The organism is Methanobacterium sp. BRmetb2 (genome assembly GCA_003491285.1).
Lineage (GTDB): Archaea > Methanobacteriota > Methanobacteria > Methanobacteriales > Methanobacteriaceae > UBA117.
Window position 1 is genome coordinate 1778644 of sequence record CP022705.1, and the last position, 14714, is coordinate 1793357.

The 14714-nt window shown below is 31.5% G+C and carries 12 protein-coding genes; 8 read left to right on the forward strand and 4 right to left on the reverse strand.

Going from position 1 to position 14714, the window contains the following annotated elements:
* Positions 1-184: 184 nt before the first annotated feature.
* Positions 185-706: a hypothetical protein gene (locus CIT01_08940; GenBank protein ID AXV38777.1), complete on the reverse strand. Its 522-nt coding sequence runs from the start codon at positions 704-706 to the stop codon at positions 185-187.
* 467 nt (positions 707-1173) lie between these two features.
* Here CIT01_08940 and CIT01_08945 point away from each other — a divergent pair, with 467 nt between their 5' ends.
* From CIT01_08945 to CIT01_08960, 4 genes are all read left to right on the forward strand, one after another.
* Positions 1174-1932 (forward strand): nitroreductase, encoded by a 759-nt coding sequence (locus CIT01_08945; GenBank protein AXV38315.1) that lies wholly within the window; start codon positions 1174-1176, stop codon positions 1930-1932.
* Between the two features lie 27 nt (positions 1933-1959).
* Positions 1960-2427 (forward strand): hypothetical protein, encoded by a 468-nt coding sequence (locus tag CIT01_08950; GenBank protein ID AXV38316.1) that lies wholly within the window; start codon positions 1960-1962, stop codon positions 2425-2427.
* A gap of 103 nt (positions 2428-2530) precedes the next feature.
* Positions 2531-3556 carry a hypothetical protein gene (locus tag CIT01_08955; protein AXV38317.1) on the forward strand — a complete coding sequence of 342 codons (1026 nt, stop codon included), beginning with the start codon at positions 2531-2533 and terminating at the stop codon, positions 3554-3556.
* 501 nt (positions 3557-4057) lie between these two features.
* Entirely contained in the window at positions 4058-4636 is a 579-nt protein-coding gene (locus CIT01_08960) for a hypothetical protein (GenBank protein AXV38318.1), read from the forward strand.
* A gap of 456 nt (positions 4637-5092) precedes the next feature.
* Here the strand turns inward: CIT01_08960 and CIT01_08965 are convergent, their stop codons facing one another.
* Entirely contained in the window at positions 5093-6394 is a 1302-nt protein-coding gene (locus CIT01_08965; GenBank protein AXV38319.1) for a hypothetical protein, read from the reverse strand.
* A gap of 92 nt (positions 6395-6486) precedes the next feature.
* Here CIT01_08965 and CIT01_08970 point away from each other — a divergent pair, with 92 nt between their 5' ends.
* Positions 6487-7158: a hypothetical protein gene (locus CIT01_08970; GenBank protein ID AXV38320.1), complete on the forward strand. Its 672-nt coding sequence runs from the start codon at positions 6487-6489 to the stop codon at positions 7156-7158.
* 353 nt (positions 7159-7511) lie between these two features.
* Complete coding sequence (gene cofH / locus CIT01_08975; protein AXV38321.1) at positions 7512-8555, forward strand: 7,8-didemethyl-8-hydroxy-5-deazariboflavin synthase subunit CofH; 1044 nt, start codon at positions 7512-7514, stop codon at positions 8553-8555.
* Positions 8556-8617: 62 nt separating this feature from the next.
* On the opposite strand, the gene CIT01_08980 is transcribed toward cofH, so the two are convergent.
* Together CIT01_08980 and CIT01_08985 are read right to left on the reverse strand one after the other, a co-directional pair.
* The gene (locus tag CIT01_08980; protein ID AXV38322.1) at positions 8618-9337 is read right to left on the reverse strand and encodes a hypothetical protein; all 720 of its coding nucleotides are present in this window, start codon (positions 9335-9337) and stop codon (positions 8618-8620) included.
* 252 nt (positions 9338-9589) lie between these two features.
* Positions 9590-10204 carry an SAM-dependent methyltransferase gene (locus tag CIT01_08985; protein AXV38323.1) on the reverse strand — a complete coding sequence of 205 codons (615 nt, stop codon included), beginning with the start codon at positions 10202-10204 and terminating at the stop codon, positions 9590-9592.
* A gap of 489 nt (positions 10205-10693) precedes the next feature.
* On the opposite strand from CIT01_08985, the gene CIT01_08990 reads away from it, so the two are divergent.
* Together CIT01_08990 and CIT01_08995 are read left to right on the forward strand one after the other, a co-directional pair.
* Positions 10694-12436, forward strand: a complete 1743-nt coding sequence (locus tag CIT01_08990) for a hypothetical protein (GenBank protein ID AXV38324.1) — start codon at positions 10694-10696, stop codon at positions 12434-12436.
* A gap of 114 nt (positions 12437-12550) precedes the next feature.
* On the forward strand, positions 12551-14566 hold the full coding sequence (locus tag CIT01_08995) for a hypothetical protein (protein ID AXV38325.1): 2016 nt from the start codon (positions 12551-12553) through the stop codon (positions 14564-14566).
* The last annotated feature ends 148 nt before the right edge of the window (positions 14567-14714 follow it).

Below are 14714 nucleotides of genomic sequence, written 5' to 3' on the forward strand. Positions count from 1 at the left end.
ATAGTTATCCTCATTAAAACTTAATTATTAAAACCTAATTTATATTAATTTTTTTAAAAATAGATATTGAACTGGTAATTTTAAATTATATTTTTTTAAAAATTGAGATTATTACTTACTTAACCTGTATAGTCAATTTAACTCGCATTATTTTTGCCAAATAATATTATTTGAGGTAATTCATTTAGTTTAGAGGATTTCCTTTTTCAATTAGTTTTAATGAAATTTCCTCAAATTCATCCCACATCCTGGGGGCTTCTTCATGAAAACGATTAGAACGAGGAATAGAAGCCAATTCAAAACCCCGTGAAGCATAAGTACTGTTATATTCTCGATCCTTAGCATCTAAATCTATAAGTTTGGCATAAATTGATCTGAGGACTTCTAAACAATTATTAAAAGCAGATATAGCAATAATTTCCTTATCATTAAAAGTAATTGCTAATAAAGAAGCTTGTTTATTCCACATTACATCATTCCATGAAGGTATGGGCATTTTAATCAATTTGTGGGCAATATCGATTTTCGATTCCTCATGGTTAACTTCAGATTCCTCTGTTCTGTTAAGTTTATACCAAAATTCTTTAAGCAGTTCTAGATTTCTTTCATTTTCAAGGGAAATCAGGGTTCTAGTAGAATTTATTTTCCTCCTTTTACTTTTTCTATCTCTTCGCCAGTTACTTAATTCACTGGAAGCCAACCCCATGGTAACACCCAAAATTGTGGATATTATAGGGGTATAATTTGTAATATTTAACACAAAATCAACTCCAAATAATATTTATTTCGAAAAAATGTGAAGCTTTAAAAAAATAATTTATAACCTTTTAATCAAATTAAAAAAAGAAATATTTTGAATAATTTTCACTCTAATTTCGTTATATTCTATTTGAATTCCAGTGCATATATACTTATTATCTACTTATCAAAAAATTTAACAAATAAAATATAATTTGAATTCAATTTTAAAATCAATCCATTAATGAAGATTATATTAAATTAATTATAATTTTAGAAATTTAATCTTTTATTTTCTAACTTTCATCTATCTATAATTAATTAGCTTTTTTTTTAAATTTATTTTCATATTGTAGATCATTTTTGTATAAAATTTATCAATGAAAAATTAATTATAAATCAACTACATATCTATGGATATGAGGGGGTAAAAACATGGAAGAGAAAGAGTTTTATTCTACAATTTTTAAAAGAAAGTCTGTTAGAAATTATGAATCCATTCCCATTGATGAAAATCTGCTGACTGAAATTAGTAGATTTATGGAATCTCTAAATCCTCTCGATCCAGAGATAAAAACTGAAATAAAAATTATCTCTGGAGAGCATGTTAAAAGTTTAATTCCTCAAAAAAAGTCACCTCATTATTTTGCTGTCTTTTCTGAAACTAAAGAAGGATATTTAACTAACATAGGTTTTATGATGCAGCAGATGGATCTGTTTTTATCAGCAAACGGCATAGGAAGCTGCTGGCAAGGAATTCCAAAGCCCACCAAAGAAGTATTAAAAAGTTCGAATCTGCATTTTGTGATTTTAATGGCTTTCGGTAATTCTAAAGAGGATCTGCACCGTACTAATATTTCTCAATTTAAAAGGAAATCTTTAGATGAGATAACAGATATTAAAGGGGAAGAAAAACTTTTGGAACCGGTTCGTATTGCACCTTCGGCAACTAATAGTCAACCATGGTATTTTACTAGAGACAACGAAGTTATACACGCTTATTGTAAAAAATTAAACTTTTTAAAGGCAAAATTAATGGCCAAGTGGAATAAAATAGATATGGGCATAGCTTTATATCATTTAACCTTATCTGCTGAATACCAGGGAAAAAAAGCTGAAATAATTTATGATAAAGATGTCGAGAATAATCCTCCCCGGGGTTACTATTATATTGCCTCAGTAAAAATAAAATAAATATCATTGAATAATACTTACTAGAAGGTGATTGATTTGGAAGATAGTCAAAAAAATAAATGGTCATTTAAAAACACTTTTTTGAAAGAAAAGGAATTTAAAACCTCTGAATTTGTCGTAGCAATCATAGCTAATATAATAGTATTGTATATTGTTAACAACCTGCTTAATTGGAATTTATCATTTATAGCTCCTTCATTTACTGAAGTTTTGTTTATATTGAATGTTTCTATTGTGGCTAATATTGTGGCTAATATTGGTTTTATTGTCTATCAAAAAGGGTGGTTTAAGACATTAGTCCAGATAGTTTTGAATATAATTGGATTTATAGTAGCTAATACTTTGTATACAGTGTTTCCATTCACATTCCAAACAATTGCATTTGCATATATCCTTAAATTTATATTGATAATAGGAATGGTAGCTTTGGTTATAGCAACCTTGGTAGAAGTAGTAAGATTTATTTTAATATATATTCTGAAAATAAATTCATAGAAAGAAATTTATTACTATTATAATTTTTAAAGTGAAAAATTAGATAAAATACTATTGATTTGAGAATACAGAGATAAAAATTAGATGTGGTTGTTGAAAATTTATGAATTTCAATGGATTTGTTTTACCATTATTAATTATAATAACTGGATTTGTAGTAGGATTATTATTTGAAATAATAATTTTTAAAAAAATAAGGGAAAAAAGCTTAGAAACTGATTGGGATGGCTTTAAAGTTGTCACGAAATCTTTGAGAGGATTATCGATTTTTTCTTTTACTATTGCAGGGATCTATATTGCTTTGGGATATATGGATTTAGGTGCTGCCAACTTAGCTAATATTCATAAAATTTTAACCATTATCCTTATTTTATTGATTACATGGGCCGTTGCCATTTTAACATCGGGTTTTGTTAATATTTACACCCGAAGGGCTGAGGGAGTTTTGCCTTCTACCTCTTTTTTTGGAAATATAAGTAAATTAATTGTCGTTTTTATTGGATTGATGGTGGTAATTCAATTTCTGGGACTTTCCATAACTCCTATGCTCACGGCTTTTGGTATTGGTGGTATTGCACTAGCTTTAGCTTTGAATGATACATTTTCTAATATGTTCGCTGGTTTAAATGTAATCACCTCCAAGGAAATGAAAATAGGTGATTATATAATGTTAGAAACAGGTGAAGAAGGGTATGTTCAGGATATAACTTGGCGAAATACCACCATAAAAGCCATTACTAATAACACAATTATTGTGCCTAACTCTAAAATAGCTTCCCATATAATTACCAATTATCACCAGGACCAGAAAGAGATGCTGGTAAAATTAAATGTTGGAGTATCCTATGAGAGTGACCTTAAAAAAGTAGAAATGGTGACTGTGGATGTGGCCAAAGAAGTAACAGAAAAACTTACAGGGGCTGATGATTCAGTAGAACCTTATATAAGATACAATGAATTTAATGATTTCAGCATTAATTTCACTGTATTTTTAAGTGTAACAGAATTTATTGAGCAATATAAATTAAAACATGAATTTATAAAAAAATTACACGAAAGATACAATCAGGAAGGTATTGTTATTCCTTTCCCCATTCGTACCGTGTATATGAAAAACGAACTAGAATAATTAATTGCAAAATAGATGCAAAATATTGATTTTGCTACATTAAAAATAAAAAAGATTATAAAAAAATAGAGATTTAAAAAAATTATAATATTATAATAATCACTTAAACTTAGTTTCTTGAAGTTATATCTAAAAAAAGGATTTAACTGGTTTTAGGGTTTTTAACCGCTCTTCCTCTTTTACTTCCAGCTTTTTTATAATGAGATTTTTGTCTTGTTCTTTTATTAGTTCCTTTAATTTTTGCCATTTTATTCAACTCTTAATTTCGTAATTTTAAATATTCAGATTGTACTTATATTCTTAGTTTAGTACTATTCTCTCCTGATTAATTTATATAAATATTATCAGGTTTATATCCGCGACAGATTTATAAAATATTTCATGATTTTATTGTCGATATATATCTTTGATATCTTTTTTAATTAAGATTAATATACTTTGTCCATCAATCTTTTAAAAGTTATCCTAAATTAGATAAGGTTTAGCTTTATTTATTTTAAAATGCCTGAGAGTTGTAATATTATGAAAATAAAAATCATAAAAAAGACACCATTCGGACCGGTGGTCTTATTATGGACTTTATTCGATGATAATCCAGTAATAGTTAGGATTATATTATCTAGTCCACAATTTTCTGCTGAAAATCTTGTTCACAAGCTTTATCCTAACTCGATCCAATCTTCATGTGCAGAAATTGATAACCTGGCTTTAGATATCAAATCTTTCCTGGAAGGTGAGAAGATTGTATTTGCACTGGATAATATAGCTCTAGAGAATTGTTCTGAATTCCAATACAATGTTTTAATGACAGAATACAGGATTTCCTGGGGAAGTGTTGGCACTTATCAGTTAATAGCAAGGTATTTAGGCAACGAAAAAGCTTCACGTGCTGTAGGAAATGCTCTGGCTAGAAATCCGTTTCCAATAATCATACCCTGTCACCGAGCTATCCGCTCAGATGGAAGTATAGGAGGATTTCAGGGGGGAGCGGATATGAAGCGTGCTTTACTTGAAAATGAAGGAATCATTTTTGATGGTAAGGGAAAGGTTCCGAAACATTGTTTGTTGAATAAAATTTAATTAGTAATTTTATTTTTACTCAGAATAATTAATTTAAAAAAAGTTAAAATTTATACTTATTAAAAAGATGGGCGGTATAGGGACGCAAATAATACCCTGTAACTCCACATGAAATTGTTTATAATGCCTCTAATTACAGGTATACATGACAAGGGTTTTTTTATTTTTAATTTAGAGGATCTAGAACAATAGTCATGTGTAAATTGAATGGAGATTTTTTGTAACTCAATGGACAGGTTAAAGTGATAAGGGATTAAAAATATATTTAGGGTATTATTAATACCGCCCAATTAACCCTTACACTTTTCAAGGACTCAAATAAATGTTGTTTTGAATCTTTTCGTACATCATTTTGTTCAATTATAATTTAAAAGTTTAAATATATAAAGTTTTCTATAAACTGTTGAATCGGAACATAATCTAAAGTTTTAAATTTTCTTTAGGCGAATTTTTAAACTAAGAATGACTTTTTTGGAGCATAATATCCAGTATTAGTTGGTCGACTTTTACCATTCCACTGTTTGCCACATTACAAAAATTTTGCATAGTTTTTTCAGCTTCATCTTCAATTATGCCTTCTTTAGCATCAATTGAAATTCCATCCAATGCCATTAATGCTGTTTGTACTGCAGCGAATGTACAGGTTGATATTTTTAAGGCGCACCCAGATTTTGCACCGTCACATATTATTCCCGTAACATTAGCCATCATTAGTTGGAGTGCAGATTCAATTTCCCTTCTTTCACCGCCTAATAAAAATGTAATGCCACAACAAGCCCCCATAGCAGATATACTTGCACCACAAACAGCAGATAATCTCCCTATATTCGATTTAATAAATAGAGTTATTAAATTGCTTAAAGTAACTGCCCGAATCTCTTTTTCCATTGGAAAGTTCATTTCTTCTGCCACTACGACAACAGGGATGGTGGCTGAGATTCCCTGATTCCCGCTACCTGAGTTGCTCATAGCTGGCAGGGAACATCCCGACATTCTGGCATCAGATCCTGCTGCAGTGTATGCCACCACGTTGGAAACAATATCATTAGAGAAAAAGCCTGTTGATTTATTTATTTCGATTGATCTTCCTACTTTAAGGCCATAAGATTTCTCAAGACCTTCTTGGCAAATGTTTTTATTTATTTTGATTGTTTTTTTAATAATTTCAAGTTTAGAAACTTCAACTTTTTGAACAAATTCCAATATTGATTTTATATTTAAAAAATTATCATATTCACATTTTTTAGTGGTATTGGAATGGACGTGGTCATTTTTTTTAATTATTTCCCCATTTACCTCTATTAATTTCACATTGGAATGTGAATCTTCAATTACCACTCTGGCCAAGGAGGCTCTACTTTCGACGATTACTTCCAAATATAATTTTGATTTTGAATCATAGAGATTTATATCAATTAATCCTTCACTTACCAATTCTTTGGCATTTTCTACGTCATTTTTGTTTAAATTAATAAGTATTTCAAAATTTTTTTCTTTCAATGGTTTTATTACTCCCAGAGCTCCAGCAAGAAGAGCAGATGAGAGGTTTATTTTGCAACTTCTGGTTCCAGGGATTGTGACACTCATAGCATTCTTTATTAAATTACGGCTGGCTTTAATTTCTACTTTGGTAATTAATTCATTTTTTATCTGTTTACGCGCAAGGGCCACAGCGTAGGTAATTGTAATAGGTTCTGTACACCCCAGAGATCTTACAAGTTCCTTATTTAAAATTTCAATGATATTGGATTCTTTCAAGTTATCACTCCTACTATCATATAGTTACATTTAAATAATTAAACTTTTACATTATACATATAATTTATGTAAAATTTTTAGGAGAAATTTAAATGAGAACTAAATTTAAAATAACTTTTTATTTTACGATTTTTCTGTCTTTATTTCTTATTATATCTCCCATTAATGCATGGGATGGGGCCACTCACAGAAAAATTGCGGATGAGATTTATTATAACCTCCCTTCTGATGTTCAGGAACATTTAAAACCTTACCTTTCAGTGATGGGGGAAGGATCCACCTATCCAGATATAATGCCTAGTGATCAAATTAATCACAAAATTAATCACAGATATCCAGGTAGTTACATACAAACTAAGATATGGTTGAATAGAGGTAGGTCAGCTTATGAAAACGGAAATTACAAGGAAGCAGCATGGTGTTTTGGTATCGCTTCCCATTATATTTCTGATAATTTCGTCGCATACCATTGTGCATGGATCGAAGATAAGGAGAAGTTTTGTCAGGTTGGGAACCAACTAACTCCTAAAAAACAAAAATTTCTAGGCATGGATATCATGTATATTGATCTTCAGCACATGTTCAAATACGGTTTTGAAAGGGGAAAAGAAAGCGCAATCAACTGGGACAAAACAGAAAATCCTGATGTTGTACAGCAAAACCTTGACCAGAGTTTTACAGCATCATATATTGCCATATTTTACCAGATTATTCCTTGCAGGGTTTCATCGCATAATGTGTATACATCACAAATGAATCTTTAAAATGAACTAAAAAGATAAAAAAATGTGAAAAAATGGGATGATAATTCATTCCAGATATGCATTAGTTGGATAATCTTCTAAACATTCCACATATACCTTTAATAATATTTTAGAAGATTTTTACATTTTTTTAGATCATTAGCCTCTGCATAAAATCTTTTTTTATCTTTCAGTGATAAAATTTATAGATGGCTCTGGTGCAAAAAATTATTTTTAGGGTAATAATAAATTCACTCTGCTTATTTTTAATTTTTTTGAAGTTTGTTAAGGTTTTTTTTTTTATTGTGGAAGTTAATTTTATATTCTAATATAAATTATTAAATTATTATACATAACACGGAGGATTAATTTCCATGGAAGACATATATGAACGTTCTCTTAAAGGCGATATTACAAAAGATGATGCTTTGCAACTGATTAAATCAAATCCATTTCAACTCTTTGACGTGGCAGATAAGTTACGCCGTGAAATAGTCGGCGATGAGGTAACATTTGTAGTCAACAGAAACATCGACATCACAGATCAATGTATGATCAAATGTGCCTTTTGCTCCTTTAGAAATAGTATAGGATATGAAATGACAATTGATGAAATATTAGAAAGTGTTAAAGAAGCAAAAGAAGTTGAAGCCACTGAAATATGTCTATTTGGTGGTATAATGCCTCACATGGATGTTGATTATTACTGTGAAATTATGGATGCTATTAAAAAGAATTTTGATATTGAAATCCACGGCCTATCGCCAGTGGAAATATATCATACAGCTCAGGCATCTGGGGTAGCTACCTATGATGCTTTAAAATCTTTGAAAAAAGCGGGTCTGGATACATTAACTGGTGCATCAGCGGAAATTCTAGTTGACTCGGTAAGGGCCAAGATATGTCCTAATAAGGTTAATACTGCTCAGTGGGTTGAAATTATCAAAGAAGCCCATAATCTGGACATTCCAACCACCTCAACCATCATGTATGGAACTGTTGAAAGTTGGGAGGATCGTATTGATCACCTGTTGATACTGCGGAATATTCAGCGCGAAACAGGAGGATTTACAGAACTGGTCCCTATGACTTTTTTGAATGAGAATAATCTGGCGGGAAGTAGATCTGCAGGGGTAAGTGGAATGGAAGATTTACAACTACATGCTATCTCCCGGATAATCCTCGGCAGGGACATACCTAATATTCAGGCGTCATGGATAAAAATAGGAACCCGTATGGCCCAGGTAGCACTCTGCTGTGGGGCAAACGATTTAGGGGGTACTATGATGGAGGACAAGATATCCATAGCTGCCGGCGCATCCCATGGTGAACATTTACCTCATCAACAAATGAATGAAATTATAAGGGCCATTGGACGCATACCTGTAGAGCGGACCACAGTATATGAGCGGGTTTGATTTTGGATAGTATCATTATCACCCAATTTCAAAGGACATTAAAATAAAATTTAAAGAAGGTTTTAATCGGGGGGGCTGGTTTTATCATCTTTTAATCCTTCAAGTTTAGCTATTTCATCCACCCATTCCCCACATTGACCCTTTTTTTCTGCTCTTTTTATTAAAAATATGCCTATTATTGCTCCGGCAATTCCCCCTAAAACATCGGTAAAAAGATCAGCCATGGTATCTGCCAGGGGGTTCATGCTAGGTGAACCCTGGGTAAGGCCTGTGGGCAGTACATGGGAAATATGAATGTATAAAAAAGCGTCGTAGAAATATTCTATCAGTTCCAGTATTGATCCAATACCTATGGTGATTAAAATTATTAAAATTGCCATTATAGGAAGGCTGGTCTTTATCCGGCCGTAAACATAGGCGGTGTACATGAACATCATTCCTGTTAAAGCTAAAATCAGAGGAATGGTGAAGTGCATGAATTTGTCGTAGCTGTGAATTAAACCATACAACCCAAAGGTGTTGCCTAATACGTATTCCAGGATCACCACGGCTAGAAACAGAATCTCCACTTCTACCGGTATGATCTGCAGATGCTTCCGGTTGAATACAGTAGGAAGATAAATAACTGTCAATGCTATGAGAGCCATCAATCCAAATACTTTGGTTCCACCAGTTCCAAATATAATAATACTACTTCCTAATATTAGAAGAGATAAACGCATAACAATGAGTAATTTTTTCTTCCAGGAACTTACTCTGGCTTTGGGGTTGGTAAAGCTCATTTTTAATCACCGAATAGTAGTATTTAATTTATTATTAATTATTGTAGTAGTATTCTATATTGGATTATTAATGTTTTTAACCTTTAATTTTTATTTAAAATAGAAGAAATAAATAATAAATTTTTTTAATAAAAAAAGAAAAAATTTACCACAGACCGTGGTAATGTTATCCAATAACCTCCTAGTTGTAGTATAAAGGTAAGGAGGCAAGTGCAAGTAGGGTATATATTGGGTATAAACATTTCAAAATTTTTATTTTCTGAATATAATTAGATAATGGGATTTAAGACCATTTTCAAGGTCTTCTCCAATTTCATTATCAACTTTAATCTTTTTTAATCCATTTCTTTTAAACATTTCTTCCAGTTCTTCTGGACTTCTTCTAGCATGTAATGGGGGTCCGTGTTTAACATCCATCTTCTTATAATCCATAATTGCTATCTTTCCACCGGGTTTAACAATTCTTTTGAGTTCTGTAATTGTTTCATCTATGTTGCCCTGTACCATCAATCCATGAAAAACATTAATCATCAAAATAATATTTACTGTATTATCGGGCAGATCTATCTCTTCTGCAATGTTGGTTTGGATAGGAATTATATTTTTTATCCCTTTTTCTTCAATTTCATTCTCCATATCTTCAATAGAGGGTTCATATATATCTAAAGCATATATTGTTGCATCATCACCCATCATTTCATGGGCAATCATGGCGACGTGGCCGTCTCCACAACCGGCATCCATGAAGACTTCATTTCCTTTTAAATTTAATCTGGAAACTACATCTCTTGCATCAATAAAAGATTCACTTGTTCTTCCTTGGATTCTGTGTTTATTTGATGGGGCTATCCCTGTCTTATTAGCCATATCATTATCTCCTTTTTTTAATATTATTTCCTTTTCAATCTATACTTCGAAATGATAATATATACATTTCGGTATTAAATTCTTAATATTTTTTTATAACTTCTCACCATTATTTTTTTCTGTTTTTCTGTACATGCTGTGATTTTTCTGTTTAAAATTTACGTAGTAATTTTTCTTTTTTGAGGGAATGGTTATATAAGTTTTTGGTCATATTTTTTAATTGAATTTCTAAAATAGAGTTTTATAAGTATTTAAATGGAAAAAAACGATTAAAATTCAATTTATTTATTTTTATAACTATTATGGACAGTCAATAATAACAGATTAAGTCTAGATTTATCATTATGTTTGTTAGAAATTTCGATATGTATATATGATATAACAAAAATATACGAGTTATAATTAAATACATATCGTTGGTAAAAACTCAACCAGATGTACTTAATTAAAAAATAGACTAAATAGGGAGGAATTTTAATTAGAACTAAAATGAATGTATTGACCTTGCTCATGGTTTTTGTTATAGTTTCTACAGGAACAGCACTTGTAGGGCCTGTATCTGCAGCAACCTTAAATGTAGCTGCTGGTTCAACGAGTCAACAGATACAGGACATTATTGACGCGGCTGCGATTGGGGATACAATAGTATTTTCACCGGGGGAATATACTGATATAAAAATTAAAATCAACAAAACACTTGATTTGATGGGTAATGGTGCCATTATTAAGGGTATTAATGAAACTGACACCAATATTTTCACAATAACTGCTGAAGGTGATGCAGATGGTTCAAATTCGAAAATTGAAGGATTTGAATTTTTCCTGCTGAACAATAATATTACATCTGGAAGTAAAACTAAATCAACAGGATATGCTATTAATTTAGATCGCGTAAATAATGTTGTGGTTAACAACGTTACTTCTCACGATGGTAAAGCAGCTGTATATAATGGAAATTCATTTAACACCCTAATAGAAAACTGTACTTTCACTGACGATTACATGAAATCTTATTCTGTACATATAATGGGTGGAGAAAATATCACTGTGAGAAATAGTACAATCAGTGGTGCTATGGACGCAATATCCATTGCTTCAGGAGCCAAAAATGTATATGTAGATGGTAATACATTTTTGAACAATGATTTCGGCGCTTTCTTTGGTGGGGGCATATCATACATAACCTTCATTAACAACATTTTTGACGGTTTCAACGAAGGTTTAGCCATCGAAAAATCCGCTAATTTGACTTCTGTAATTAACAACACATTCATCAATGGAAATGGAGATGCTATATATATTAAAAACTCAGATGCCCATGGGCCGTGGACTGTAATAACTGATATTGAAATAATTGGAAATGTATTCCAGGATATCGTTAATGGTGCTGCAATAGGAATTGATAAAGAAGGAATATTCCATGCAGGGGGTACAGGAGATTCCATTATTGGTAGAAATAATACAGTTATCAATGTTGAAAATGGATATGTAACACTCTACTCAAGTGGTGAAAATTTAAATTTCACAATGGATTCATCATTAGAAACACCACCAGTCGAAGCAAATGTTTCAATCTCCAGCACAGTTTCTTCTGCAGCTATTAAAAATGGGGACAAAGCTACCTACACCGTAACTGTGAAAAATACTGGAAATGGAGATGCAACCAATGTTAAAGTCAGTGACATTCTAAAAAGTTACTACTTCTCAAGTTATACTACCTATGCATCTCAAGGAACTTATTCTAATGGAAACTGGAACATAGGAACTTTAGGGGCAGGTAATACTGCTTCACTGGTACTTTCAGCCACAGCTGTTAAATCTGGTCTAGCTTCTTCACAGGCCAAGGTAACTGCTGATGACAACATTACAGCCACATCCAACAAAATAGAAAAAACCATAAATAAAAATATTAAACTGTCTTATTCCAATTCTCTTAGCAAAACTAAAGTTAAAAGGAATAGTTACGTTTATACAACCACAAAAGTCAAAAACTCTGGAAAAGACAAGTCCAATACAGTTAAAGTAAAAATTACTTTACCTAAAGGTACTAAAATTGTTAATGTAGGCAATGCCCATGTTTACAATAAAAATACCAAAACTTGGACGTTCACGATCCCTGCTGGAAAAACATATACCTTTAAAACTAAAATTAAAGCTACATCTAAAGGAACCAAAAAGGTAGTATTCAACGTCAACGGTAAAACCCAGGCCAAATACTTCAAAGTGTATTAACCTGTTTTAGGATTAGTCTTCTTTTAAAGAAGACTAAAATTCTTTTATTTTTAAATTAAAAATTTTAAACATGTTATAAAATGCTAAATTAAATAGGGAGATGTTTTTATTAAGTTGAATAAATGGATTTTGCTGTCTATTTTTTTCATGAGTTTACTCGTCATCAATATTTCATCTACAGACCCTGCATTTGCAACTGTCTGGACCATAAATTTTGCTGATTCTGGAATGGCAACTAATGAACAAATACAGGATATTATTGATAATGCAGAAGCTGGAGATACATTATTATTCACAGGCACACAGTATACCCATATCCATCTTTCAATAAATAAACCACTAAATATAATTAGTAATGTTGGGACCCAGTTGTATGCATGTCCCATGGAATTTCCAGTAGGATCGGATAATCTAACTGTTTTTTCAATTCACAATGGTGCTTCCGGAACCAACGTCACCGGATTCAAAATTAACAATAACAATGAGGGATATGGGATAAACATAAATAATACTAGTCAGATTAACGTGAAAAATAACATCATAAGCTGTAAAAATGGAACTGGGATTAATATAATTAGTAGTGACAGCATAAATGTAAACAACAATACTCTAACTAATTCTAATTCAGGAATTAAAATATCAAATTCCAATTTAACCACTATAATAGACAACAGTATCCTCAATAATAATGAAAATGGAATACTTTTTGGAGAAGATGTCTCTAACACCTTAATACAACACAACAACATAAGTTCCAACAAACAAGTTGGTATAAACTTATTAGAGTCCTGTGATAATGTCAACATTACTGGAAACAGCATAACATTTAACCAAAATGAGGGTAAAGGCAGCGGTGTTCACATCAATACAACCATTTCTGGCCTTAATATCACCAGTAATTTCATTTACATGAATGGGGAGACAGGAATTCTTTATTATACAGGTGTACCTGACTTACAAGAAACTACTGCAACAGTTGACAGTAATTACATCACTGGACACACCTTCAGAGATGTCATAAGGCTGGTCTATGATGAAGAACAGCAGGATGTGGTAAGAAAAGAAGTCTGGTTAAACGAAACCTGTTTTGGGGGTATGAAACGGTTATGTCCCTCAGCCCATATAGCTGGTGAGGCAATAATGAGCAACATCACTCAGGTAACTAGTGGAATATACAACATATCCTTTATTGATAAAGATACTCATTTAACTGCTAATGATCTTGGTTCATTTTATGTAACATTTTTCTTGAATAAAAATGATACCAGTAAAGGCACAGCTGATGCAGGCGATATCTGGAAAGAAATTTTAGTTCAAAATGGAGTAGCAACAGTTGACTTTACCAATGCAACCTATAAAACATCTAATAACACTATATTTGTTGTGGCGCCTTATATTTCATTCAATTCAGCCTTAAAAGATGAATTTAAAGTTAGTGATTCAGATATTCCATTCTCCAAAATCAATCTTTCAGCTTCTTCCAGTGTAAGTAAATCCAGCTTAAAAAATGGAGATACTATAATTTACAGGGTAACAATAAAAAATAACAATATTAAAGATGCCACTGGTGTTAAAGTGAGTAATATCTTATCTTCTACTTATTTCTCCAGTTCTGCAAAACCTCCACGGGGATCTTATTCAAGCGGGGTTTGGAATGTGGGCACTTTAAAAGCAGGAGAAACACTTAACCTGTCTGTAACTGCCAGGGCCAAAAAATCAGGAGTCACAAAGTCTCAAGCGAAAATAACTGGAACCAATACTAACACTCTCTACTCTAACAGTATACAAAGAACCATTAATAAACATATAAAATTGTCTTACAAAAATTATGTTAACAGTAGCAAGGTTAAAAAGTATAAATATGCTTATTTAACTACTAAAATCAAAAATTCTGGAAAAGACAGATCTAACACTGTTAAAATAAAAATCTCTTTACCAAAAAGTATGAAATTGGTTAAAGTGGGTAATTCTCATGTTTACAACAAAAAAACAAACACATGGACATTCACTATTCCTGCTGGAAAAACTTACTCCTTTACAGTTAAGGCTAAAACCACCTCCCGAGGAACCAAAAAGATACAATTCAATGTCAATGGTAAGAAATCGTATAAGTACGTCAAAGTATATTGAGTAGCAACCAGAAAACTACCCTTTTTTTGATGGGAGGGTATTAATCCCTTTTTATTTTATTTTATTTTATTTTTTATTAAATCTTTTAATCAGTTTTGAAGCTTTAATTGTTTGTTTTACAATTTTTTTAATTTATTCACCAATTTTT